Consider the following 24290-nt stretch of genomic DNA (forward strand, 5'->3'; position numbering starts at 1 on the left):
GTTAAAATTAATTGTCTTTGGTTGGTTTGTGCGATCGACATTTATCGATCGTTATTGACCATAAATTTCTGCTCTCTGCCGTTTGCCCTTGGCTCAAACCAGAAGATTTCTCTAAATATTCTTGCAATGAATGTGCGATCGGTACAATAGCATTTGAGTTCAATAGCATTTGAGTAGCCAACCATGATACAAACGAACCTGGATTTACTGGCAAAAGCGTATGCTGCTTTTAACGCTCGCGATATCGATGCCGTTCTTGCGGTGATGCATCCTGAAGTGGCATGGGCGAATGGCATGGAAGGCGGACACGTTCACGGGCATGAGGCGGTGCGCGACTATTGGACGCGCCAGTGGAAATTAATTGATCCTCATGTCGAACCAAAGGGATTTGGGCTCGATGAGAGCGGACGAATGGTGGTTGCTGTTCATCAAGTGGTGCGTGATTTAGACGCAAATTTGATAGTAGATCAAATGGTTCAGCATATTTACACCATTGAGGATGATTTGATCCGACGAATGGATATTCAGGAGCGATCGCTCATCGCTTGACTTAGAGCACACTCGAAGTTCTAAGGTAGACTCACCGTTGCCAACCTTTATTATAGCAATCCCTCTCGGAACCTCGTGCCAGTTGCGTCCAGGACTGTATGTTCAATTAATCCCAAATAAAATGACGCCCGCAAAAATTTCCTCTCTGTACAGCAGCACTTTAAAGGAAACTCGCGGGCGTCAAAATCAAGCAAACTTAAATCTTAGAAAAGACCCAGCGTGAAAGATTTGTCGATCGGGAAAATAGCACCAATACCCAACCACAGAGTGAACGCAGTTCCCAACAGGAAAACAGTAGTAGCAACAGGGCGGCGGAACGGATTTTGAAACTTGTTAACATTCTCGATGAACGGAATCAAAATCAAGCCAAGGGGAACACCGGCCATGCAAGCAATACCCAACAATTTGTTAGGCAAAACGCGCAGGATTTGGAACACAGGCCACAAATACCATTCCGGCAGAATTTCCAGCGGAGTAGCAAAAGGATTAGCAGGTTCGCCAACCAAAGCCGGGTCTAGTACGGCCAAACCCACGCACAGAGAAATCGTTCCCATTATGACTATAGGGAAAACGTAGAGCAAGTCATTAGGCCAAGCTGGTTCGCCGTAATAGTTGTGACCCATTCCCTTAGCGAGCTTAGCGCGGAGCGCTGGATCGCTCAAATCAGGTTTTTTGAGAATAGACATAGTAACAGTGTTCTCCTTTTAGTTTTACCCGGGCCTGCCATTGCGCTGTATTCGTTACTCCGAATCAGCGGCGCGATCGCAGGAAGTATGGGCCGTAAATAAATATCTTGACATCCTCACCGACTATCAGGTGCGGTGATTCCTAAACCTCACAATTTAGGTTTCTGCTTCTTTGCAACTGCCTCCACCCTCAAGGAGTATTGGTCTTACGTTCGCTCCACAGACTATCCCCGCAAGCCCTGCGGTTCTTATGTGTCGAAAACCCCAAAAGGAATTCTTATGTATTGTTTTGATTCTAGGGATGTTTGCCATTGCCCTATCCTCTTTTCCCGGTCTACCGATTTGTCTGCGCCGCCAGTGAAACTGGACTTCGCCCGCCCGAGCTGTCTGAATCCATCGACGGACAGTGGGTCAGTGACCATCTAGATGCTAATACAAAGCCGTCCTAGAAGGACGGGGTTTCAACCCTCCGCTACGCTCCGCCCAATTTTTTGATGAGTGATGAATTCTGAATTTTCAACTCACAATTCAGCGGGGGGGCAAAAAAAATACCGCCCCCACAACTCAAAATTTACAACGGGCCAGAGATACCTTGCTTGCGAATCATCAAGAAGTGAGCCAGCATGAAGACTACAATCAGCCAAGGCAACACAAAAGTGTGCAAGCTGTAGTAGCGAGTCAAAGTGCCTTGACCGACGCTGACACCGCCGCGCAGCAGTTCAACCATTAAAGAACCGACAAACGGGATAGCTTCGGGGACGCCGGAAACGATTTTAACCGCCCAGTAACCGATTTGATCCCAAGGCAGCGAATAGCCGGTCACGCCGAAAGAAACAGTGATGACTGCCAAGATTACTCCTGTCACCCAGGTTAACTCGCGGGGCTTTTTGAAGCCGCCGGTCAGATAAACCCGGAAGATGTGCAAAATCATCATCAGCACCATCATGCTGGCAGACCAGCGGTGGATGGAGCGGATCAGCCAGCCGAAGTTGACTTCAGTCATCAGGTATTGCACTGAAGAAAAAGCTTCTGCTACCGTGGGACGGTAATAGAAGGTCATGGCGAATCCGGTGGCAAACTGGATGAGAAAGCAAACTAAAGTAATTCCGCCCAAGCAGTAGAAAATATTGACGTGGGGGGGTACGTACTTCGTAGTGATGTCATCGGCGAGCGCCTGAATTTCCAGGCGTTCCTCAAACCACTGGTAGGTTTTTGAGTCGGTGATTTGTTTAGAAAACATGGAGCCAGAATTCCTAAAAGAATATTGCTGTGGTTGAGGTTCAGGGCAGCAGCCACAAGGTTTTTTGTCGCCCCGCGCCGAGCAGCTTGCTTTTACTAGCAAATGCCTGAGGCTATTTTTTAAATTTGGAGCTGACGAAAGGAACTCTATTGTGCGATCGCCTGCAAGCCCTGGGAAACTAAGCGGTGGCTTGTCCCTACTCGCTGGCGTTGCCCGATCGAATTCCAGACTGTGATAAAAAATGTAACATAATTGGTGTGCAAATTTCACGCTAGCGATGCTTTCGCCGAGTCTCAAATACCATTTTCTGCAAGCTAAACATCCGCCCCAAGCTGGCATACAGCCAAGAGCAGAGCTACAGACCAAAGTCCGAGCCGGCCCGCGGGTCGCTAAGGCATAAATTTTAATATTAATGATAAAACTTCACTCATTTTGCGATTAAATGTTACATTTAACTAATTTTTTGTTGGCGGCGGATGTTTGACTAATGCCGAATGCCTTGGGGAGAGTTAAATCCGCAAAAGCTTAAAAGCCTACAAACTTAAAATACACGAGATGCAATACTTGCCTATCTTTTACAGAAAAATCATGCACAGACGAGTTTTCCAGATTGCTATTGTACTTTTCCTTCAATTCGCCCTGGTTCTAGGTGGGTGGGCGCAGCCTGCGGCGGCCCTAACTCCAGAACAGCAGCTTTTGAGCGAAGCTTGGCGAATTGTCAACCGCTCTTATGTGGACGACAAATTCAACTCTAAAAACTGGTGGTCGATTCGCCAAAAAGCTGTCAAGGAACCGCTCAACGACAGACAGCAGACTTACACGGCGATTCAGGGGATGCTGGCGAATCTGGACGACCCCTTTACTCGACTGCTGAAACCCGAACAGTACCGCAGTTTGCAGGTCAACACTTCGGGAGAATTGACGGGTGTGGGGCTGCAAATTGCGATCGACCCCCAGACAAATACCCTGACAGTGGTGGCTCCTTTGGTCGGCTCACCGGCGGATAAAGCTGGCATCCAACCCCTCGATCGCATTCTGAAAATTGACGGCACTCTCACCTCAGAATTGAGCCTAGACGAAGCGGCAACTCGAATGCGCGGCCGCATCGGCACTCCTGTTACTTTGACCTTGGGGCGCGAGGGAAGGGACGCTGCTGAGGAAATTGAGCTCGTGCGCGATCGCATTGCTCTGAATCCGGTTTACGCCGAATTGCAGTCGGGGGCCGAGAATTTACCGCTGGGCTACATTCGCCTGAGTCAATTCAGCGCTAACGCCACTGAGGAAGTCGCTCGCGCGATCGACCGCTTGGAAAAACAAGGAGCCGCCGCCTACATTCTCGACCTGCGGAACAACCCGGGCGGACTGTTGCAAGCCGGGATTGAAATTGCCCGCCTGTGGCTCGATTCCGGGACGATCGTCTACACTGTGAACCGACAAGGCATTCTCGGCAGTTTTGAAGCCTCTGGACAAGCGCTAACTGACGATCCGCTGATTGTTTTGGTGAACAAGGGAACTGCCAGTGCTAGCGAAATTTTGGCTGGTGCGCTGCAAGATAACGGCAGAGCTCAACTGGTGGGAGAAAAGACTTTTGGCAAAGGGCTGATTCAGTCGCTGTTTGATTTATCTGACGGTTCCGGGTTAGCGGTGACAGTTGCTAAGTACGAGACGCCGAACCACACAGATATTAACAAACTGGGGATTTCGCCCGATCGCGTAGTGCCTTTGGAACCCATTGCGCGCGATCGAATCGGCACCGAAGCAGACTTGCAATATCAAGCTGCACTGCAACTGCTGAAAGAAAAAACTGTGATGGCAAAGTCAGTAGTCAGCAGTCAGTAGTCAACAGCATTGCCCGCTCAGCTTCGCGCAGTCAACAGTCAACAGTCAACAGTCAACTCCCCTACTTTAAGGTTGCGGGGTTAATTCCTCGGCATCGGGTGCTTCGGGTTCCTGCAAAATTATCTGACGCTGTTGGGGGTCAACTCGATTGCTTTGCTCTTGCATCACAGTTTTAGCAAGACTGGGGTCAAAGTAGCGGTTAAAGTCCGATCGCGACTGATTTACTCGCCCTTGCGTAAGATTGACTTCAGCTTGGATTTCGTGCAATTTTTCTTGCACGGCCCGGTAGTGAGGCCAAAGCTGAATCAAAGCAGAAGTCGCACAGACTGAAAGTACCATGTTGACTGCTAACTTAACTCCTGTTTCGGCGGCGAGCGTTTGGTGAGGGTAGGAACGCTGGCGGCGGCTGCTGCGAGGAGTAACCCGAGGGGAGTTTTTTACAGGACGCAGGGGGGTAACGGTGGGTTGAATCGCTTGCATAATTTTTTTTCAAATACCTGAGACTAACGTTTTAGAGCTCAAAAGAGCAAATTCTGAGCTTAACGCACACCCGCCCCGGTTTGTCAGGGTGCTGACAGCCAAAATTGTGGAGACCAAGGTGACGCCTGAAGACGGAATTTCCCAATAAAAAAGCCTGCCCTTGCAGTCTCGTCTTGCTGACCACAAACAATCTACTCCACTGCGGCAGCAATTGTCTGTAATGCGAGAGATTTAAATGCTCAGGCAGGCTTTTTGCGGTTCGCGACAGGTGTCTGGAAACTACTTGTACAGTTCAGTGGACAGCCGGAAAGCCAAGATTCCGGGAATCAAAGCAATTACGAGCGCTACGTAGACTTGGGTATCTGTTAAAGACATATTGGGAAAACTCCTTTTCGCGGGCACGAGCTTTCACCAATTTGAGACAAATTGGCGCTTTTGGGAATCATTTGTTACAACTTGCAACACTTCGGGGCGCGGGAGTGGGAGAGAGGAAGAGAGAGGAAGAGAGATGGAGAGGGGAAGAATCTTCCTTCTGACTCCTGACTAACTGCTGACTGCTGACTCGTGACTAAATGCTGACTCGTGACTAAATGCTGACTCCTTGCCTATTCCTTATGACAGAATGACCAGGTTAGGTTAAGATAAGTGAAGGTGACACTAATGTTCGACAGAGCCAGCGATTTGCGCTGCGTTCTTCATTTATAAATCTTAGGTGCACAAAATAGTTAATGCTAGATCAATTTCTCGATGCTTCGCCCAGTTTTGGAGTAGACGCCTTTTTCTTATTGTTGGTTTTGGTGGCTTTGGAGGCTGTACTTTCGGCTGACAACGCGATCGCCCTAGCGTCTATTTCTAAAGGTTTGGAAGATTCCAAGCTACAGCGACAGGCTCTCAACTTCGGTTTGATAATTGCTTTTGTACTGCGAATTTCACTAATTTTAACGGCTACTTGGGTGATCCAATACTGGCAGTTTGAACTGCTAGGTGCTCTCTACCTGCTGTGGCTAGTTTTCCAGCATTTTTCCTCAGATGCTGACTCGGAAGGAGAACATCACGGGCCCAGATTTGTGTCTCTGTGGCAAGCCATTCCGGTGATTGCTCTGACGGATTTAGCGTTTTCTTTGGATAGCGTTACTACGGCGATCGCGATTTCTGACGAAACTTGGCTGGTACTGACCGGCGCGACAATTGGGATTATTACCCTGCGATTTATGGCGGGATTGTTCATCCGCTGGCTCGACGAGTTCGTACACCTTGAAGATGCTGGCTATGTCACAGTGGGCTTGGTGGGCTTGCGACTGCTGGTGAAAGTAATTAATGACAGTTTGGTTCCGCCGCAATGGCTGGTGGTTGCGAGTATCGCCGTGATATTTGTCTGGGGATTTTCTCAACGCAATCCTGAATTGCCCGACGATCCACAATCTTCGGAAGTTGCTCTCAAGCAGCCAGATTCAGAACCTGTAACGCAGGAGGCGGAAGGACAGAAGTCCGAAATTTAACATATTTTATTATAGACTTTTGTTTTTGTGGAAAGTCGATCGATCTTTTACTAAAGGTTGATCGATTATGCATATTGCCGTATTAAAGTGGGTGCAGCAGCCACAGACAACAGAATATGACCTCAAGAATCAGTTTGTTGTTCTCAATCAATGGAGTTATTAATTTACCAGAAATCCATGTAAAGCTTTAAACTTGTAAAGCCAAACTCGCTCAATTCGCTCGATCCGGCTCTCCGGGTCATGCCCGTAAGCTGCCAAAACAGTTAGCTCAAATGACTTCTTATGAGCTATCTATTTACTTCTGTGGTTTTTTTTACGGTAAGAGATCGGACGATCGTTACTCGGATGGTGGAGGTACGATCTCGATACCGTACTTGGGAGCAGCGGTAAGAATTTTGTTCAGGTCTTCAGGAGTCAAGGATGCTCCAAGGGTAATCTGACCATTTACTGCCTTTCCAACTTCCGCAATAAATTTCTCAAAGCCAGCAGGAGTGACCCAAACCATCATCTTAGCCGGTGTAGCGGTAGTATTTGTAAATCGGTGAAGCTGCCCTTTCGGTGAATGAAGGAATGTTCCAGCCGTCGCCACGAAAGTACGATCGTCAAGCTGAAATTCAATCTCTCCGTCTTGAACATAAAATGATTCATCTTCTAGGTGGTGCCGATGGGTCGGGGAACCGCCTTGAGGTGCAACAATTACTTCACAAAGCGCATAGGCTTGACCTGTCTCTTCACCAATTGCTTTGAAGGTATAGAGGTCTTGACCAAGGTAGTAAGAACGACCTTGACCGGGTTCAACAAAAAGTCCGTTTTGATGAATAGTCATTTGTTAATTGTTAATTGGTAATTGGTAAAGCAAAGTGTTAGCTGGCTGGCGATGGCTTTTCCTGGAACATTCTTCACGAAGTCAGTATCTTCTCAATACGCCGATCGGGGATAAGCCACATTATTGCAACTAAAACATATAGCATGAAGGCAAACCACGAGTTCACAAAGGAAAGCAGGATTGCTGCGGCATAAATCACTACTGATACTTTACCCTTAAAGTCTCGCCCAAGTGCGATTGCCAGAGTGGAATCTTTACCGTGGTGAGAAATAAGGACACGAGTAAGAATGAAGTAAGCGATCGCAGCCAACAACAGCACAGTGCCATAAAGCGCAACTGGCCACGCGGCGAAGTGGTTCTCGCCTGTCCAGGCAGTGACAAAGGGAATCAGTGACAACCAGAACAGCAGATGCAGATTAGCCCACAAAACATTACCATTGACGTGCCGAGCCGCTTGTAACAAGTGATGGTGGTTGTTCCAGTAGATACCAAGATAAATAAAACTGAGTACATAGCTCAGAAATACTGGAACTAGCGGACGCAGCGCAGCTAAATCAGCTTCATGGGGCACTTTCAATTCCAGCACCATAATGGTGATGAGGATGGCGATTACACCGTCGCTGAACGCTTCTAACCTGCCTTTACCCATTTTTGTATATCCTCCTTTTCTGCTTGCGCTGGCGATCGCTTGTAATTCCAACAATAATTTAGCATAAGGTCGGTTGCAGTGATGTGCGATCCGCCGATCGGCGATCGCTTGCACTTAGCCACAAAGCCAACCATTTTGCTTGCTTAATCTCGGCTGAAAACAGATAACCTTAACGGACTTTTCGCCGATCTGTTTAAGCAGTCGATCGGCACGACTTCTTATCAATACCCGATCGCGCAACGGGTAAAACGGGAGAAGCAGTTGTTGAAATAAAAAGAGCGATCGATTAAGGAAGCGCGATCGCGGTTATTTGAGATAAATAGTTTGAGCCGTAGAGACAATTTCTTGACGGCGAATCCAGTTGGAACTGCGATCGATCGCCCGTTTACTGATTAGATCGACTCGTCTACTTAGCAGTGCTTCGAGTTCTTCCTGCATTTAGGCGCGATCGAGTAAACTCCAGTCGGCCGTGGGGGCAAAAGCAACTAGGATATCGATGTCGCTGTCTGCATGAAAGTTGTCGTGAAGGACAGAACCAAAGAGGGAGAGTTCGATTATTTGCCACTGTTGGCAGAATTTGGTGATTTGTTCAATTGGCAGGGCGATCGCGGTTTTTATTCAGCCTCCTTTGTCTAGCAGAAACTAGATTTCGACAAAAGTGTATAATAGCAGCTAACAATGAGACTTATATTTTGCATCTTTACATAAATTTCTCGTTAATAATTCCATTGATTGAGAACCAAAAACTGATTATTGAGGTCATATTCTGCCGCCTCTAAATTATCAATTGCCTTCACAATCGCCTGATAACTCATATTTTTAGAAGCCTCAGAATCTTGATAAACTGCCAAAATTCCTGAATGTTCTGGGTTCGCTTGATGCAATTGCTGAAAGTCATCACAATTGCGTGTAAGCAGCACTCTCTCATTTTCTCTGGCAGCGTCTAGCACGACTGAATCTGGATGATTCATTAAATCCAATGTATTGACTGTGGCTACATCGTGACCGGCTGCCTGAAGAAGATTGACTAAATACTTTGCTTGAGAATCTTCGTCAAGCAGCATTCGCAGGCTCAACTTGGACTCCTTTTACTTCCAATCGATAGCGTTCCTCGTCTGCTTCTAATTTTAAAATTTCTTGATGTTTCTGACAGTAATGAATCGCCTCATAGATAGCAGACAGGGGTAAATCCCAATTTTCGGCAGCTTGTTCGGGTGACATCTCATTAGCAGTCATGTCTCGCCAAATAGTCGATGCCAGTAATTTACGTCCCTTAATGTAAAGTTGTTTGCGCCAAGGATGAGGACGTGCAATTAAATATTGCCAATTCTCGATTTGTGGTGTACTTTGCAGGGATTGAACGATCGCACTTAGCAGGGCAAGGCGATCGCTGACTGATAGTTGGCTGGCTTTTTCTTTAAGCTCTTGCAAGGACATAAAAAAATACTCCAACAAAGGTTGGTATTTGAATTATAGTAGATTGCGAACAAAATTGCAAATTGCTGTAATATTGAAACTAGAGTTTATGCCAATACATATGACACAGCCGATTAACTTTGTGCAAGGAGAAACTTTTCATCAAGAAGAAGGAGATTCTTTTGAGTTTAAGGAGATAACTTCAAAGCGACCAGTCAATACGATTCTCAACCATGCTGAAGAGTATGTGCTTGGATTCCTGAATGCCCAAATAGAGGGATATCTCTATTTGGGCATAGATGACTCCGGGATCATTCAGGGGGTCACTCTTAATCGAAATGAGAGAGACGAGATTAGTAGAAGTATTCCTGATAAGTTAAGAAGGACTGATCCGGCTATTCCTCATCACTATTATGATGTGAATGTTCATGATGTTTTCAATTCGGAGCGGAAGCGTATAGAAGACTTGTGTATTGTGCAAATACACGTTGTCAAGACGGAAGATAAAAAAGCTCTCGGTCTCTATAGAACTTCAGGGGGAAGTGTGTACCTGAAGAAAGGATCGACCTGTATGAAACTGAACAGCCAAGAAATTGCCAAAGAAATGGAGAGACGCATACAGATAAATTTGCGGAAAAAAGCTGACGCACTTGATAGAAGACTAGAAAAAGAACCTAATAATCGTGACCTTTTAAGCAAGAGAGCTGAAGTTGCAACAGATATGGGTGATGTTGATAATATGGCTCGATTTTTCCGGAAATTGCTTGAACTAGATCCTAAAAGCCCAAAAAGAAGGATAGAATGTGCCACGGCTTATCAGAGTATAGGTGATCTAGAAGGCGCGTTATCTATCCTCAATGAGGCACTTAAATCCAATATCAACGACTTTTCTATTTTAAACAACAAAGGATTGATGCTTCAGGAGCTAGACAGATGGGATGAAGCTCTTTTATTTTATCAAAATTTGCTTAAAATGAAGCCGGATGATTATACTATAATTACTCAAATTGGCGTTATCTTAAGGCATAAATGCCAATATAGTGAATCTATTAAATTTCTTAATTATGCACTCTCAAAAAACCCAAATTATAGACTGGCAAAATATGAAAAGAAAAAAACATATCAGGCTTTTAAAAGAGGTAATACGAATTAATAATATCTATAAAGTACCATAAGACTTTTAATAAGATTGAGAAATTTATAAAATCGTGGTATAATTACTTTAGTACCTACTTAATGGGTATTTATTTCCGTGAGCGATACTGCGACGGAGGACTCTCAACTTAGCTTTACGCTCCTGGTACTGAACAGTGTCAGTGTGCGCTGCGTATGCAAAAAGCGTGAATGCTCAGAGAGTAGGTACTTCATTTTAAGAGTCTGAGCAGATAGTTATGAAAAATAAGACTTATGTTCCTCCATTTTTATACGAGAGTTGCGAAGAACTTTCCCAAAAGTTCAAAGAGCTTAAATCACCTTATGATGTTGCTCAACTATTGAGAGTTCCCTATGAATATCTTATATACTATATTTACCGAACTCCTCACGATTCTCGGTACACAAAATTTCAGGTTCCCAAGAAATCTAGAGGTTATAGAACTATTCATTCCCCTAATGGTTCGTTAGGAATAGTTCAAAGAAAGCTGAGCCAAGTTTTATATGCTGTCTATCGACCAAGACCTTCTGTTCACGGATTTGCGACTTCGCGTAGCATTATTACTAACGCTAAAGCTCACGTCGGAAAAAAGTTCATTCTCAACCTGGATATTAAGGATTTCTTTGGATCTATTAACTTTGGTCGAGTTAGGGGATTGTTCATGGGAAAACCCTATGAACTAGACGAGAAAGTCGCGACTATATTAGCTCAGATATGCTGTTTCGAGGATCGACTACCACAAGGAGCACCAACTTCACCAATAGTCTCAAATCTTATTTGTGCAAAAATGGATAGCGAATTACAAAGATTTTCCAGAGAGCATGGGTTATTTCATACACGATATGCAGATGACATTACTTTATCTAGCAATAGGAAGGAACTACCAGTTTCATTAGTTTCCTCTTATGAAAAAGGTTATTCTAAGGTTGTTTTAGGAGATGAATTGCGATCGATAATAGAGAGAAATGGGTTTAGAATTAACGAGGCAAAAGTGAGGCTATCTTACAACAAAACACAAAGGCAGGAAGTTACAGGTCTAATTGTCAATCAAAATGTTAATGTAAGTCGTAAATACGTCCGTAATATTGACGGTGCTCTTCATGCCTGGGAAAAGTATGGACTACAGGCAGCTACAGAAACATATGAATCAAAATATGCCAAGAAAGTGACTTTGCCCGAAAAGGAGCTAGCGCGTTTCTTAGACTCTGTACGTGGGAAAATAGAGTTTGTAGGTAGTGTTAGAGGCAGAGATGACAACCTGTATCAGAAGCTTCTGAGTAAGTTCAACGATATCATAAAAAAAGAAGCAGATAATCAAAAACTTACAGAGACTGAAGATCCACCATAACTTCTTAAATACGACCCAACAATTGAAATTGCGTGTGGTGTATCTGCCCTTGACGCTGGATGACAAGTATCCTCATGCCGATCGCGATCTACACAAATTGATCGGCAATTGCTATGCTGTAACAGAATAAAGTTTGTTTAGAGATTTTCTAAATAATCAGGTTTGTGCCGGATCTAAATAATCGGGTTTGTGCCGGAGTGGGAAGGTCAGCGCTAAACTAAGTTAGGTAAATGACTTTCTATACTCATGACTATTTTTACTCTGCGATCGATCAAAAAAGACTTCGGCATCAAGGAACTCTTGACAGATGCCAGTTTCAGCCTCGATGAAGGCGATAAAGTCGGACTCATCGGCACCAACGGTTCCGGGAAATCCACCCTGCTGAAAATGATTGCCGGTATGGAGTCGATCGACTCTGGCGATCGCTGGGTCAATCCAGGCGCTACAATTGTTTATCTGCCCCAACAGCCGGATTTAGACGAAAATCACACTGTCTTAGAGCAAGTATTTGCTGACAGCGGCGAACAAATGGCTTTGGTGCGCGAATACGAGGAAATTTCCGATCAATTGTCCCACGGCAAAGGCGATACAGACAAGTTGATGGCGCGGCTATCTGCGGTGTCTGAACGCATTGATGAGGTGGATGCGTGGGATTTGGAAACCAAGGCGAAATTGATTTTGACCAAGTTGGGGATTGAGGATTTTGATGCGAAAATTGCCGATTTGTCCGGCGGCTACCGCAAGCGAATTGCGTTAGCAACGGCGCTTTTATCGGAACCTGACGTGTTGTTGATGGATGAACCGACAAACCATTTGGATGCGCTGTCTGTGGAGTGGTTGCAGAACTATTTGAACGGCTATCGCGGTGCTTTGCTGCTGATTACGCACGATCGCTATTTTCTCGATCGCGTTACCAATCGCATCCTGGAAATCGATCGCGGCGACCTTTACAATTATGCTGGCAATTACGCTTATTACTTGGAGAAAAAAGCCCTAGCTGAAGAATCCGCCGCCAGCACTCAGCGCAAATTCTCGGGAGTATTGCGGCGCGAGTTGGAATGGCTGAAGAAGGGGCCGAAGGCGCGCAGTACGAAGCAAAAAGCCCGGATCGATCGCATTAAAGATATGCGAGCAGAGGAATTCAAAACAGCCAACGGCAAAGTCGAAATTGCCACAGCGGGCCGCCGGATTGGTAAGAAGGTAATTGAGTTACTGCATATTAATAAAGCTTACGGCGATCGCACTTTAATTAAAGATTTTACCTACAATTTCACTCCCGAAGACCGGATTGGAATTATTGGTAGCAACGGTGCCGGAAAATCGACGCTGATGGATATCATCACCGGACGAATTCAACCGGATTCGGGTACTGTTGAAATTGGGACAACCATTCATATCGGTTATTTTGACCAGCATTCAGAGGATTTGACGCCGAACGAAGACCAGCGAGTTATTGAATACTTGAAAAGTGTCGCGGAATTGGTGCAAACGGCGGATGGGGAAATCATTACCGCTTCTCAAATGTTGGAAAAGTTTCTGTTTCCACCGAACCAACAGTATGCACCGATTAACAAACTTTCTGGCGGGGAAAAGCGCCGGTTATTTCTGTTGAAAGTGCTGATGAGTGCGCCAAACGTGCTGATTTTGGACGAACCGACAAACGACTTGGACGTGCAGACTTTGGCGGTTTTGGAGGATTATCTCGAAGATTTTAACGGCTGCGTGATTGTGGTGTCCCACGATCGCTATTTTCTCGATCGCACAATTGACATGGTTTTCGCCTTGGAACCGGGCGGCAATTTGCGCTTGTATCCCGGCAATTATTCGGTGTATTTAGACTACAAGAAAGCGGAAGAAGCCAAGGAAATCAAAGGGCAAAAAGAAAAAGAAAAACTTACACGCACCGTTGAATCTAACAATTCAAAACCCAAATCTGCCAATTCAAAGCCTACCAAAGTTTCCTTCAATGAGAAGCGGGAATACGAACAATTAGAAAGTCAAATTCCGAAAATGGAAGCTGAAAAAGAAGACATTGAGAAGATTTTGTCTCACAATGCTCCGAGCGGGTTTGCGGAGGTGAAGAAGTTATCGGATCGTTTGGCTCAGTTGACGCAGCAGATCGATCGGGCGACTGAGCGCTGGTTGGAATTGGCGGAACGGGTGGGTTAATTTGGGTTGTCCGAGTGTTGTGTTTAGCTCCTGTTAGTAATGACAGGAGCTAGAGGAATTATGGCTGAAAAAATACCATGCTGAAACGAATATATATTGACAATTTTCGCTGTCTGGTAAACTTTGAACTTGACTTTGATGCAATTAATCTATTTCTGGGTTCTAACGGCTCGGGTAAATCAACAGTTTTTGAGGTGTTGCAGAAAATCCAAGCATTGGTCAGCGGCGAAAGTAAGGTAGAAGGAATTTTCAAACCTGCGGACTTCACCCGCTGGCAAACTTTACAAATTCAGCGTTTCGAGCTAGAAATTCTCGGTAATGGCGGCTCCTACACATATCAATTAGGAATTGAGTACAATCGAGATAAATGTCGTGTTGGGTACGAGCGTCTGTTTTTTGATAACAAGCCTTTACTAAAATTTGACTTAGGCGAAGTTCAACTCTATCGAGACAATCATTCAGAAGGGCCGCAATACCAGTTTGACTGGTCGCAATCTATGCTACCTTCATTAATGCCAAGAAACGACAACACGAAGTTAACTTGGTTTAGAGAACGGATGGCGCGATTTATCATCGTGCAAGTTGTTCCTAGCTTGATGGTTGATGAAAGTAGCCAAGAACAAATGCGTTTGACTCCTAATATGGAAAATTTTGTTTCTTGGTATCGCTACTTATCTGAAGACCAAGGTAAAATTGCTGAAATTGGAAATATTTTAAGAGATGTTTTGGATGGATTCACAAATTTTAAGTTTGAGCGAGTAAGCGAAGATAATTTGGTATTAAAACTGCGGTTTTCAGGAGAAACAGATAACAGCAAGCCAATTGAATATCGTCTAGGAGAATTGTCGGACGGACAAAAAACATTAGTTGCTTTATACGCGCTGATTTACGGTACAATATCTGAAGACTATACCTTGTGGATTGATGAACCGGAAAACTTTTTAGCATTGCCAGAAATTCAACCCTGGCTAATCGAGCTTTATGACCTTTGTAGCGAGGGAAAAGTTCAAGCATTACTAATTTCTCACCATCCTGAGTTAATTAACTATCTTTTAGCTTCACCGATTGGCTATTGGTTTGAGCGTCAAAGCAATGCTGCTGTTCGAGTCAAACGAATTAGCAATGAAGTAGCTGACAATTCTGGCTTGACAGTTTCTGAACTAATTGCACGGGGGTGGTTGCATGAGCCAGCGTAGAGTTCAGATTGTCATTCTCTGCGAGGACAGACAGCAGGAGGTTTTTGCGCGTTATTTCCTAAAAAAGCGAGGTTTTACAGGTCTATTTAGAGCTAATATTTGTCCGGAAGGTAGCGAATGTGGATCAGACTATGTACGCAAGCAGTATCCGGTGGAAGTGAAAGCTTATCGCCAGAATAAAAACCGGGTGGCGATTGGATTAGTTGTGTTAATTGATGCAGATACGGGTACGCTGGCAGCAAGACTTAATTGGTTAGCTAGTGTGCTTGATGAACATGAGCAGGAAAATAGGGAACCGAATGAGGCGATCGCGATTTTTGTTCCCAAGCGCAATATTGAGACTTGGATACACTATTTGCAGGGAGAAACTGTGAATGAGGAGGCTGTTTATGCAAAATTTGAGAAAAATGAGGCTGTTTGCAAAACCGCTGTTGAGGATTTAGCCGATCGATGTTATTCTCAGAGCTTACCAGAAGATGCGCCGCGATCGCTTCAGGCAGCTTGTGAGGAATTACAGCGGTTGTTACCACTGTTGCAGCCATGAGTTATGAGAAAATCTGGAGCTTGTGATTACTCTCAAGCAAACTGACCAAGAAACTTAAGACGGTTAAAAGTCTGAAATCCTTTTCAAGCCTGCAATACAAGCGGAAACAGCGGCAAAAAACCCGCTTTTTTGCGAGAGCCTCAAGTAATACCAATTCTCGCCTCCAGAAAGCAACAATGATGAGTGTGGGTTTGTTTGCTGAAATATTGTGTAAGGTGCGTCGCTCAAAGATTGTGGATATTTTTAAGATTTAAGGGTGGCGACGCACCCGGAGCGATACTGTTGCATGAGTTTTGAGAATTAGTATAAAGTTGTGTGTCAAAAACTGCGAAGCCCCCGGAGGGTGGGGTTGACAAAAGCAGTAGAATGTGCAGTAAAAGTCAGGGTAAGCAAGTAAGACTGGCAGCCGAAAAAGCGGAAAACAGGTAAAACAAAAGTCGATCGGGCAAAGATAAGTTGGCCGAGGACTAAAAATATGGTGATGGGTGAGATACAATTGACCTGTTCTGAGCCAAGAATTGGTCAACATCACAAGTATCCTGTAGAAGTCTGAAGTTGAGAATCTCAGGGTTGTCGAGGAGCGGGAGCAAACAGAAAACTATGCCTCAAAAAGTAATCGCCGAACAGATGTCTTTGGAATCAGCGTCAGATCCGATCGCCGTGGTTGCGACAGTCGAAACAGTGCCAGCCGAAGCAGTGGCCGTAGAGTCCTACGCCGATAGGTTGATGGACGAACTGTTTGAAGGAGTCGATCGAGCATTCGACGGTAGCAGCGGACTGCCATCCGAGCCCGTGCAGCCAGAATTCGTGGCGCTCAAGTCGATCTCGGTACCTCAAATAGTTTTGTCGCAGTTGGCGCCCCAGCCGCAGCCAGCCGAAAAAGATGTAGAAGCGATCGCCCGCCAAGTCGCCCTAGAAACAGCCAAAAAACAGCAGTCCAAACAATCATTCGACAGAATCCTGCTCGGAGCAGCATTTGGGTCGCTGCTGCTAGTCATGGGGTTGTGGCTCGCAAGCAGGTCGGGACTGGTGCGCTTGCCCGCCGCCCCGGCACCAGAGACGCCCGTAGCAAGCGGCAAAACAGCACCAGACACCCCGTTTGTCGAATACGTGCAGCGCTCGCTAGAAGCGATCGAACAAAAAAAAGCACCCCAGCCCAACCCGCAACTTGCAGGAGTTCCGGGAGTCGCCACCCCTGGGACGCTGCCGAGCATTTCAATTTCCGGCGCGCCGCCCGCAACCGCAGGTCTTTCGACAGCAGTCAACCGCATCGCTGATGCCCTAGAACAAGCCGGCGCGCAGCCGGGAGCACCTGCACCCCAAGTCGTAGTCATCCCTCCCCCCGCTCAGGTGACTGTGGCTCCGGCTGCTCCGGTAGCTGCGGCTCCGGCTGCTCCTCAAACCGCCGCAGCTTCCCCCTCGCAGGCGGCTCCAGCATCCGGTCGCGCGATCGCAGCCGCCGGCACTCGAAGTCCCCTCGCCGCTTCCCCTTCCCCCTCGGATTCTCCCCAGCCGAAGATTTTGGCTCGCGAAACCGAATCGGTACCAGCGCCCGCGGCCCAGGAAGCAGCACCAGCGGCCCAGCAACCAGCACCGGCCCTCAGCAGCGCCCCGACTTCCGCGCACACGCTGGTGGGGATTTTGGAGTTGGGCGATCGATCGGCCGCTTTGTTTGAAGTAGACGGCGTAGCCCGCAGAATTTATGTGGGCGAAAGCATCGGCGCCAGCGGTTGGACGCTGGCAGAAATCAAAAATCAAGAAGCAGTTATCCGCAAGGGAGGAGATGTGCGATCGGTTTTTGTCGGGCAGAAATTTTAATTAGTCAGTTGTTAGTTGTTAGTTGTCAGTTGTCAGTTGTCAGTTGTTAGTAGCTAATAAATTAATCACTGGGGAATCTCAACTGCGAAAAACTAACAACTAACAACAAATAACAAATAACCAATAACAAATAACCAATAACCAATAACATAGGACTAATAACAAATGGGCTTATTTGACGATTTCAGCCGCTTTCTAGAAACCAGATTAGAAGAATTTTTACGCAGCAATCCCCATCTGGAATTGCAGGCAATAGAAGAACAACTGAAGGAACAAGAAGAAGACACTCTGCGGCTGATTCTCGATATCCAAAAACAAGAGAAAAAACTCCAAGCAGAAATTCTCTCCGCAGCCCAAGAAATTCAGCGCTGGAACGATCGAGCCAACAAAGCTAAAGCCGCTCAAAGGCTCGATTTAGCTCAAGCCGCCCAAGAGCGGCAAGCAGCTTTGCTGCGTCAGGGAAATCAGCGCTGGGGGCAAATGCAAGGCTGCAAAGAACGGATTGAAAAAGCAAAAGAACTGTACCGCCAAATTCAAGTGAGGAGAAAAGAAGTCCGAGCAAAAGCAGCCGAAGCTGCAACTCGCACTACCGCTAAAACAGAGCCAAATTGGGATACAAAGGGTTGGAATCAGAGTTCAAATTATAACAGTTTTAATGCCGCAGATCCTTTAGAAGAAAAGTTTCAACGCTGGGAAGCAGACGAAGAACTCGATCGAATGAAGCGAAATATAGGGAAGTAATATAAATTCCGGTTGCACTAATACATGGCTGTTGACTGTTGACTGTTGACTGTTGACTGTTGGCTGTTGGCTGTTGGCTGTTGGTTATTTGTTAATCGAATCATCACATATTGTAGGGACAATTCATCGATTGCCCCTACAATATGTGATGCTAATTAATCGGTTCGCATCGCACTACAAGAGAGCAAAATCTGTGGCAGTAATCACGCTTGCAGGCACATTGTTGAGAGTTGCCAAAAGTTGACCGGAATCGGTAACTCGGATCAGAGTAGAACTATTTTCCGCAACAATGCTCAGTTGCGAGAAATTCAGACCGCCAATTAAGCCGATCGAATCGAGGCCGTATTGAAAGTCTAAAACAGTCTCGCTGCCGAGGTCAATACCCAACATAAATCGATCGTTTCCAGTGCCTCCAATCAGAGTATCGTTCCCCCCATCTCCAAACAGCCAATCATCCCCAGCACTGCCGAGCAAACTATCCTCATCCTTGCCGCCGTAAAGACTATCGTTCCCAACATCGCCGTTAACGGTATCCTGACCTTCATTACCAAACAGCAAATCGTTGCCCGAACCGCCGCAGATTTCGTCTTTTCCGCCCGCAGAACCGACGGGGAGAGGGCTGCCAATATCCCCGTACACTGTATCTTCCCCCTCGCCGCCGCAGATAGTATCGCTGCCTTCATCGCCAAACAGCAGGTTGCTGCCCAATTCGCCGAAAACTAAGTCATCGCCCTTGCCGGCACGCACTGTATCATTACCGTCACCGCCTGCGATCGTATCTTGATTTTTCTCCCCGCTGAGGAAGTCATCGCCCGCCAAACCGAAGACCAAATCATTGCCAGTCAAATCCGGGTCGAAGGGGTTAATAGTTCCCCCGTAGATAATATCGTTACCCTGGTCGCCAATTAAAGTATCGCTCTCTTGGTCGCCAAAAATAATGTCGTCATCTTTACCGCCGTAAACAACATCGTCGTTCTTGCCCGCAAAGATTAAATCATCTCCAGCACCCCCATTGAGGTAATCATTATCCTCATTGCCAAACAGCAAGTCACTGTCTATATCTGGGCCAACCGGGAAAGCACTGTTAAGTCCCCCGTAAATATTGTCATTGCCCCGCAACCCGGCCAACAAATCGTCGCCGTCTAAGCCGTTGATTTCGTCATCGTTATTGCTGCCGAGAATAGTGTCGCTGCCGTTAGTACCGTTGCGGGTATTAGTGACAGAACTCGGGCCGCGAACACTGGCAATGCTGGGCAAAACAATTTGCGAACAAAAGCAGTCAGCATCTTGTCCTTCTTGAGGTGGCGGTTGCACTTGGGCGAAGGAATTGCCAAAGTTAATATTGTCAACATTAGTGCCGCTGACAGCAAAAATATCAGCAGGATTGGCAGTAGTTTGCGTCCAACCCGGTTGATTAACTTCCCGAACTTGATAAGTTCCCGGCCCTAAATTAGCGAAACTGTAGCCGCCCAAACTATCAGTTGAAGTATTAACTTCTCCAGTATCAAAACTGCCGTTACTGTTAGCATCTAGGAATATTTGCCAGTTCGGCAACAGCGGTTCTTGAGTGTCCAAAACCCCGTTGTTGTTGAGGTCATTAAACTTGCTGCCAGAGATGCTAATATTTTGGAAATTGCCGAAATTAATTCCACTACGACTTTCGCCACTGCCGAGATTAATCGGCGCGGGATTAGTAGTCGTTTGCGTCCAACCATTCTGCTGCACTTCCCGCACGTTGTAAGTGCCAGGATTGAGGTTGTTGAAGCTGTAATTGCCAGAATTGTCAGTGTTAACAGCAGTTTCCCCGGAATCTAAAGAGTTGTTGCCGTTAGCGTCGAGGAAAATTTGCCATCCAGAAATACCGGTTTCCCCCGCATCCTGAGTACCGTTGCCGTTGCCGTCGTTGAATTTAAGACCGCTGATGCTGCCTTGTTGCACGGGAGTGGGAGTGGGAGTGGGAATGATTATGGGAGTCGGAGTCGGAGTCGGAGTCGGAGTTGGAATAGGTATTGCTTGGTTGCCGAAATTAACGGTAGCAGGAGTAGTTTGACCGGCTGTCAGTGTGACGGCAACCGGGTTAGCCGTAGTTGTTTGGCTTCCAGCCGGTACAACTTCCCGGACGTTGTAAGTGCCTGCGGCCAAGTTGGGGAAAGTGAAACTGCCACTAGGATTAGTACCCGTGGTAACGGAAGTTTCACCTGTATCTAGAGTGCTGTTGTTATTGGTGTCGAGGAAAATCGTAACTCCGGAGACGCCAAGTTCTCCGGCAGCTTGAGTGCCGTTGCCGTCGGTGTCGTTAAATTTAATCCCGGTGATGCTGCCCAGCGGTACGGGTATTGCTTGGTTGCCAAAATTAACTGTAGCAGGAGTAGTTTGACCGGCTGCCAGAGTCACCGAAACCGGGTTGGGAGTTGTTGGCTGACTGTTTGCCGGCAAAACTTCCCGGACGCTGTAAGCGCCCGAGGCCAAGTTGGGGAAAGTAAAGCTGCCGTTAGCATCGCTGGTTGTCGAAGTTTCTCCGGCACCGAGAATGCCGTTGCTGTCGGCGTCGAGGAAAATCGTAACTCCGGGGACACCAAATTCTCCGGCAGCTTGAGTGCCGTTGCCGTCAATGTCGTTAAATTTAATCCCGGTGATGCTGCCGAGTACGGCGGGTATTGCTTGGTTGCCGAAATTAACTGTAGCAGGAGTAGTTTGACCTCCTGCCAGCGTCACTGCAACCGGGTTAACCGTAGTTGTTTGGCTTCCAGCCGGTACAACCTCCCGGACGCTGTAAGTACCTGCGGGCAAGTTGGGGAAAGTAAAGCTGCCGTTGGCGGCGGTAGTTGCGGAAGTTTCGCCGGCACCGAGGATGCCGTTACCGTCAGTGTCAAGGAAAACTGTAACTCCCGGGACGCCAAGTTCTCCGGCAGTTTGAGTACCGTTGCCGTCAATGTCGTTAAATTTAATCCCGGTGATGCTGCCGAGTACGGCGGGTATTGCTTGGTTGCCAAAATTAACTGTAGCAGGGGTAGTTTGACCTCCTGCCAGCGTTACTGCAACCGGGTTGGGAGTTGTTAGCTGGCTGTTGGCCGGTACAACTTCCCGGACGCTGTAAGTACCTGCGGCCAAGTTGGGGAAAGTAAAGCCACCGTTGGCGGCGGTAGTTGCGGAAGTTTCGCCGGCACCGAGGATGCCGTTACCGTCAGTGTCAAGGAAAACTGTAACTCCCGGGACGCCAAGTTCTCCGGCAGTTTGAGTACCGTTGCCGTCAATGTCGTTAAATTTAATCCCGGTGATGGTACTCAGCGGTACGACAACGGGAACAGGCTGTGCGGAAAATTCCGAGGTGTTGCCGGCGGCGTCTGTTGCTGTCGCGGTGATTAATTGCCCTGCGGTGACGGCTGCTGGGAAAGTTTGATTGAAAGCAGCGTTGCCAGCGGCGTCCGTAGTTACCGGGACAGAAGCGATGAAGGTTTGACCTTGGGTGCCGGGGGGGGTGTTAGCAAAAAATTGCAGGGTGAAGTTGGTATTGGAGGTGCTGTTGTAAGTTCCCGCGACGGTGACGCTGCCAGCACTGGCGGTAGCGGTAGTGAGTACGGGAGTGTTTAGGAGGTTGTTTGCACCGGTGTCGGCGTCGCCCGTATCGTTGGCGGTGATGCCGTTGTTGCCGAGGTCGATGCCTAGGCCACCGTTAGCAAAGATCGAGTTGTTTTGGATGCTGTTGCCGGTGCCGGAGGCAACAGCTACGCCGATATTGCCGTTGTTGGCGATGATATTTCCTTCACCTGCTGCTGTACCGCCGATCGCATTATTAGTTGCAGCAGCGGTAATCTGTACTCCGATCGAGCTATTGCCTAACGGGCTAGTACCGTTGGCTGCAACGCCGATGAAATTGCCACGCAAAGTGTTGCCTGTTGCAGAGGCGCCTGTAATCTGGACGCCTAAACCGGCGCTTGGACTGCTGTTGCCGGAAATGATATTGCCAGCGCCTGCGGCACTACCGCCGATCGTGTTGCTGGGTGCATTGTCTACAACGACGCCAATAATATTTGGCAAGGCAGCAGTGCCGGCGGCGTTGGTGCCGATGTAGTTGCCGAGTACAGAGTTGAGAGTGGCATTGGCGTTGAGAATTTGCACGCCGAAACCGTCATTGCCGGAAATGATGTTGCGATCGCCCGCAGCAGTCCCGCCGATCGTGTTGCTGGCAGCATCCTGTACCAGCACGCCAGTCAAGGTGTTGCCCAAGTCTGCTGTGCCGTTGACATCGGTGCCGATGAAGTTGCCCACGACTCTGTTGCCTGTGGCAGCGTTGCTGGTAGCAGGGGAGTTTTGAATCACTACACCGAAAGCATTATTGCCGGAAATGATGTTGCGCGCACCTGCAGTATTTCCGCCGATCGTGTTGTTGGGCGCATTCTGAATAGCCACGCCAAAACCGACGTTGCCCAAGTCTGCGGTACCGTTGATGTCGGTGCCGATGAAGTTGCCCAGCACAGTGTTACCTGTGGCTGTGGCACCATCGATAAACACGCCAGCACTGCCATTGCCAGAAATCAAGTTGCGCTCGGCTACTGTGGTTCCGCCAACGATATTGTTAGAGCCGCCCGATATTTGCACGCCTGTCAAGGTATTGGGTAACGCAGCAGTACCAGCAGCGTTGGTGCCGATGATGTTGCCCAGCACTCGGTTGCCTGTGGCACCTGCGGCATTGATTAACACGCCGAAAGCATCGTTGCCGGAAATGATATTCCGATCGCCCGGGTTAGTCCCGCCGATCGTGTTGCCCGGTGCATTGTCAACTACTACGCCATTGGCAGCGTTGCCCAAGTCTGCGGTACCGTTGGAATCGGTGCCGATGTAGTTGCCGAGTACAGAGTTGCCTGTGGCGGTATTACCTAAAATGAAGATTCCAGAACCCTGAAAGCGATTGATTGCCAGTCCCCGAATGGTGCTGCCACTGCCGGTAATGAGTATGCCGTTGGTGGTAGCCCCCGCATTGGTTCCATCGAGTTGGATCAGCGGGGTGCCTGCAAATCCAGCCTGAGTGGTGCCATCGATGGTTACGGCCTGGGTAATTATTGGCAAAGAAGTCAATGGCGCGATCGTCTGAACGCCTGCACCAGGAATGGCAAAGTTAATAATATCCGCCCCAGCAAGGGCATTAGCTTGAGTAATCGCATCTCGCAGCGAACCAGCCCCAGCATCGTTGGTATTAAAAACAGTAAACGCCGCCAAAGTATGCGCGTAATTTGCCATTACTTCCGGCTCGATCGCCAATCCTGTTTTAATCGCTCCAGTAGCGTATTCAAGTACCCAGTTTCCGCCTTTTTGGGCACTCCCGGTAATATCTGCAGAAGCAGCAATATTAGCTTTTGTTAACTTGCTCAACTTTTGTACAAAAGCTGCTCCTTTTTTACCTGCTGCTACGTTACATCCGTATAGCAGAATTTCAAATCGATTTTTAATTGAGTTTACAGATGACGAAAACCACCGTTTCAAACTGTCGCGATATGTTTCTAAATTGTCGGAATTTAGGATAGTTTGCCCTAGCTGCAAACTTCCCGATTCCCCGTGAGAAATAATGTGAACGCTTTCTATACCTTTGCGGCTCTGCAGTGCTTCGGCAATTTGTTCGATGCCGTCCCGCGTGCGATCGACTAAAATTACCTCTGTACCCGGTTTAACTCCTGCGGCCAGACTCTGCCAATCTTCAACTGCTGAATCTACGAAGACTATTTGTAGGTTTTTCATCATTACTGTTCCCCCATGCACCTAATTAGGTTTTCAAAATGTTGTTTCCGTGCGACGATCGCCCCAACTTCAATCCACAAATACGGCTACCACAAAACCAGCCTTCAACTCAGTAAAAGTTGTACAGACAAAGCTTTACAATTATCTATTTTTGTGATTCTTGTAAATTTGTTGGAGCTGGAAAGTTGCTCGATCGCACTTTTTCATTCTCAACTTAAAAAAACCAGACTTCAGGTACAACTAGCTTGTTCCCGATTCCGGAAATCATTCAAAAAACATAAATATAATTTACACAACTTAATGTGATGTTTTTTACTAAGTACAAATGGCTCTCCTGACTTTATGGTGTATAATGTAACAAACACTACATTTATTATCATGGACTTTTATTTGGACTATATATT

22 protein-coding genes are annotated in these 24290 nt (G+C 47.1%); 10 read left to right on the forward strand and 12 right to left on the reverse strand.

What is annotated here, in order from left to right:
* Nucleotides 1–7: 7 nt before the first annotated feature.
* Complete coding sequence (locus QUA56_RS08590) at nt 8–169, reverse strand: hypothetical protein (protein WP_333355837.1); 162 nt, start codon at nt 167–169, stop codon at nt 8–10.
* Between the two features lie 14 nt (nt 170–183).
* On the opposite strand from QUA56_RS08590, the gene QUA56_RS08595 reads away from it, so the two are divergent.
* Complete coding sequence (locus QUA56_RS08595) at nt 184–549, forward strand: nuclear transport factor 2 family protein (protein WP_333355840.1); 366 nt, start codon at nt 184–186, stop codon at nt 547–549.
* 203 nt (nt 550–752) lie between these two features.
* Here QUA56_RS08595 and petD read toward each other — a convergent pair whose 3' ends face one another.
* Together petD and petB are read right to left on the reverse strand one after the other, a co-directional pair.
* Nucleotides 753–1235, reverse strand: coding sequence for a cytochrome b6-f complex subunit IV (petD, locus tag QUA56_RS08600; RefSeq protein ID WP_333355843.1), 483 nt, complete (start codon nt 1233–1235; stop codon nt 753–755).
* Between the two features lie 571 nt (nt 1236–1806).
* A complete protein-coding gene (gene petB / locus QUA56_RS08605) occupies nt 1807–2475 on the reverse strand; it encodes a cytochrome b6 (RefSeq protein ID WP_015174799.1) in 669 nt (222 codons plus the stop codon).
* Between the two features lie 588 nt (nt 2476–3063).
* Between petB and ctpA the strand changes: the two genes are divergently transcribed.
* The gene (gene ctpA, locus QUA56_RS08610) at nt 3064–4314 is read left to right on the forward strand and encodes a carboxyl-terminal processing protease CtpA (RefSeq protein WP_333355845.1); all 1251 of its coding nucleotides are present in this window, start codon (nt 3064–3066) and stop codon (nt 4312–4314) included.
* Between the two features lie 66 nt (nt 4315–4380).
* Here ctpA and QUA56_RS08615 read toward each other — a convergent pair whose 3' ends face one another.
* Both QUA56_RS08615 and psaM read right to left on the reverse strand, forming a co-directional pair.
* Nucleotides 4381–4794, reverse strand: a complete 414-nt coding sequence (locus QUA56_RS08615) for a slr1601 family putative cell division protein (protein WP_333355848.1) — start codon at nt 4792–4794, stop codon at nt 4381–4383.
* A 279-nt stretch (nt 4795–5073) separates the two neighbouring features.
* Nucleotides 5074–5169: a photosystem I reaction center subunit XII gene (gene psaM, locus QUA56_RS08620; protein WP_015174804.1), complete on the reverse strand. Its 96-nt coding sequence runs from the start codon at nt 5167–5169 to the stop codon at nt 5074–5076.
* A 353-nt stretch (nt 5170–5522) separates the two neighbouring features.
* On the opposite strand from psaM, the gene QUA56_RS08625 reads away from it, so the two are divergent.
* Complete coding sequence (locus tag QUA56_RS08625; RefSeq protein WP_333355851.1) at nt 5523–6293, forward strand: TerC family protein; 771 nt, start codon at nt 5523–5525, stop codon at nt 6291–6293.
* Between the two features lie 337 nt (nt 6294–6630).
* On the opposite strand, the gene QUA56_RS08630 is transcribed toward QUA56_RS08625, so the two are convergent.
* From QUA56_RS08630 to QUA56_RS08655, 6 genes are all read right to left on the reverse strand, one after another.
* Nucleotides 6631–7119: a cupin domain-containing protein gene (locus QUA56_RS08630; RefSeq protein WP_333355854.1), complete on the reverse strand. Its 489-nt coding sequence runs from the start codon at nt 7117–7119 to the stop codon at nt 6631–6633.
* 73 nt (nt 7120–7192) lie between these two features.
* Nucleotides 7193–7882 (reverse strand): TMEM175 family protein, encoded by a 690-nt coding sequence (locus QUA56_RS08635; RefSeq protein ID WP_333355857.1) that lies wholly within the window; start codon nt 7880–7882, stop codon nt 7193–7195.
* Between the two features lie 192 nt (nt 7883–8074).
* Entirely contained in the window at nt 8075–8206 is a 132-nt protein-coding gene (locus QUA56_RS08640) for a hypothetical protein (protein ID WP_333355859.1), read from the reverse strand.
* Nucleotides 8207–8326, reverse strand: a complete 120-nt coding sequence (locus tag QUA56_RS08645) for a nucleotidyltransferase domain-containing protein (protein WP_333355897.1) — start codon at nt 8324–8326, stop codon at nt 8207–8209.
* A 158-nt stretch (nt 8327–8484) separates the two neighbouring features.
* Nucleotides 8485–8844 (reverse strand): DUF5615 family PIN-like protein, encoded by a 360-nt coding sequence (locus QUA56_RS08650; RefSeq protein WP_333355862.1) that lies wholly within the window; start codon nt 8842–8844, stop codon nt 8485–8487.
* Complete coding sequence (locus QUA56_RS08655; RefSeq protein ID WP_333355865.1) at nt 8822–9205, reverse strand: hypothetical protein; 384 nt, start codon at nt 9203–9205, stop codon at nt 8822–8824. Before QUA56_RS08655 ends, QUA56_RS08650 begins: the two co-directional genes overlap by 23 nt.
* Before the next feature lie 55 nt (nt 9206–9260).
* Here QUA56_RS08655 and QUA56_RS08660 point away from each other — a divergent pair, with 55 nt between their 5' ends.
* The 7 genes from QUA56_RS08660 (at nt 9261) to QUA56_RS08690 (ending at nt 18153) form a co-directional block, all read left to right on the forward strand.
* A complete protein-coding gene (locus QUA56_RS08660; RefSeq protein ID WP_333355868.1) occupies nt 9261–10337 on the forward strand; it encodes an RNA-binding domain-containing protein in 1077 nt (358 codons plus the stop codon).
* Between the two features lie 238 nt (nt 10338–10575).
* Nucleotides 10576–11685, forward strand: coding sequence for a reverse transcriptase domain-containing protein (locus QUA56_RS08665; RefSeq protein ID WP_333355871.1), 1110 nt, complete (start codon nt 10576–10578; stop codon nt 11683–11685).
* 246 nt (nt 11686–11931) lie between these two features.
* Nucleotides 11932–13854 carry an ABC-F family ATP-binding cassette domain-containing protein gene (locus tag QUA56_RS08670; protein ID WP_333355873.1) on the forward strand — a complete coding sequence of 641 codons (1923 nt, stop codon included), beginning with the start codon at nt 11932–11934 and terminating at the stop codon, nt 13852–13854.
* Nucleotides 13855–13931: 77 nt separating this feature from the next.
* On the forward strand, nt 13932–15050 hold the full coding sequence (locus tag QUA56_RS08675; protein WP_333355876.1) for an AAA family ATPase: 1119 nt from the start codon (nt 13932–13934) through the stop codon (nt 15048–15050).
* The gene (locus QUA56_RS08680) at nt 15037–15594 is read left to right on the forward strand and encodes a hypothetical protein (RefSeq protein WP_333355879.1); all 558 of its coding nucleotides are present in this window, start codon (nt 15037–15039) and stop codon (nt 15592–15594) included. The genes QUA56_RS08675 and QUA56_RS08680 overlap by 14 nt, the downstream gene beginning before the upstream one ends.
* 600 nt (nt 15595–16194) lie before the next feature.
* Nucleotides 16195–17412: a hypothetical protein gene (locus QUA56_RS08685; protein WP_333355882.1), complete on the forward strand. Its 1218-nt coding sequence runs from the start codon at nt 16195–16197 to the stop codon at nt 17410–17412.
* Nucleotides 17413–17577: 165 nt separating this feature from the next.
* Nucleotides 17578–18153: a TIGR04376 family protein gene (locus QUA56_RS08690; protein WP_333355885.1), complete on the forward strand. Its 576-nt coding sequence runs from the start codon at nt 17578–17580 to the stop codon at nt 18151–18153.
* Nucleotides 18154–18327: 174 nt separating this feature from the next.
* On the opposite strand, the gene QUA56_RS08695 is transcribed toward QUA56_RS08690, so the two are convergent.
* Nucleotides 18328–23889, reverse strand: coding sequence for an SdrD B-like domain-containing protein (locus QUA56_RS08695; protein WP_333355888.1), 5562 nt, complete (start codon nt 23887–23889; stop codon nt 18328–18330).
* Nucleotides 23890–24290 lie beyond the last annotated feature (401 nt).

The organism is Microcoleus sp. N3A4, assembly GCF_036701805.1.
Taxonomy (GTDB): Bacteria; Cyanobacteriota; Cyanobacteriia; order Cyanobacteriales; family Microcoleaceae; genus Microcoleus.

What these genes read in the sequence shown, in the direction of transcription:
- QUA56_RS08590 (WP_333355837.1), bottom strand. Translation starts at nt 169, where the DNA reads ATGCTATTGAACTCAAATGCTATTGTACCGATCGCACATTCATTGCAA.
- QUA56_RS08595 (WP_333355840.1), top strand. Translation starts at nt 184, where the DNA reads ATGATACAAACGAACCTGGATTTACTGGCAAAAGCGTATGCTGCTTTT.
- petD (WP_333355843.1), bottom strand. Translation starts at nt 1,235, where the DNA reads ATGTCTATTCTCAAAAAACCTGATTTGAGCGATCCAGCGCTCCGCGCT.
- petB (WP_015174799.1), bottom strand. Translation starts at nt 2,475, where the DNA reads ATGTTTTCTAAACAAATCACCGACTCAAAAACCTACCAGTGGTTTGAG.
- ctpA (WP_333355845.1), top strand. Translation starts at nt 3,064, where the DNA reads ATGCACAGACGAGTTTTCCAGATTGCTATTGTACTTTTCCTTCAATTC.
- QUA56_RS08615 (WP_333355848.1), bottom strand. Translation starts at nt 4,794, where the DNA reads ATGCAAGCGATTCAACCCACCGTTACCCCCCTGCGTCCTGTAAAAAAC.
- psaM (WP_015174804.1), bottom strand. Translation starts at nt 5,169, where the DNA reads ATGTCTTTAACAGATACCCAAGTCTACGTAGCGCTCGTAATTGCTTTG.
- QUA56_RS08625 (WP_333355851.1), top strand. Translation starts at nt 5,523, where the DNA reads ATGCTAGATCAATTTCTCGATGCTTCGCCCAGTTTTGGAGTAGACGCC.
- QUA56_RS08630 (WP_333355854.1), bottom strand. Translation starts at nt 7,119, where the DNA reads ATGACTATTCATCAAAACGGACTTTTTGTTGAACCCGGTCAAGGTCGT.
- QUA56_RS08640 (WP_333355859.1), bottom strand. Translation starts at nt 8,206, where the DNA reads ATGCAGGAAGAACTCGAAGCACTGCTAAGTAGACGAGTCGATCTAATC.
- QUA56_RS08655 (WP_333355865.1), bottom strand. Translation starts at nt 9,205, where the DNA reads ATGTCCTTGCAAGAGCTTAAAGAAAAAGCCAGCCAACTATCAGTCAGC.
- QUA56_RS08665 (WP_333355871.1), top strand. Translation starts at nt 10,576, where the DNA reads ATGAAAAATAAGACTTATGTTCCTCCATTTTTATACGAGAGTTGCGAA.
- QUA56_RS08670 (WP_333355873.1), top strand. Translation starts at nt 11,932, where the DNA reads ATGACTATTTTTACTCTGCGATCGATCAAAAAAGACTTCGGCATCAAG.
- QUA56_RS08675 (WP_333355876.1), top strand. Translation starts at nt 13,932, where the DNA reads ATGCTGAAACGAATATATATTGACAATTTTCGCTGTCTGGTAAACTTT.
- QUA56_RS08680 (WP_333355879.1), top strand. Translation starts at nt 15,037, where the DNA reads ATGAGCCAGCGTAGAGTTCAGATTGTCATTCTCTGCGAGGACAGACAG.
- QUA56_RS08685 (WP_333355882.1), top strand. Translation starts at nt 16,195, where the DNA reads ATGCCTCAAAAAGTAATCGCCGAACAGATGTCTTTGGAATCAGCGTCA.
- QUA56_RS08690 (WP_333355885.1), top strand. Translation starts at nt 17,578, where the DNA reads ATGGGCTTATTTGACGATTTCAGCCGCTTTCTAGAAACCAGATTAGAA.
- QUA56_RS08695 (WP_333355888.1), bottom strand. Translation starts at nt 23,889, where the DNA reads ATGATGAAAAACCTACAAATAGTCTTCGTAGATTCAGCAGTTGAAGAT.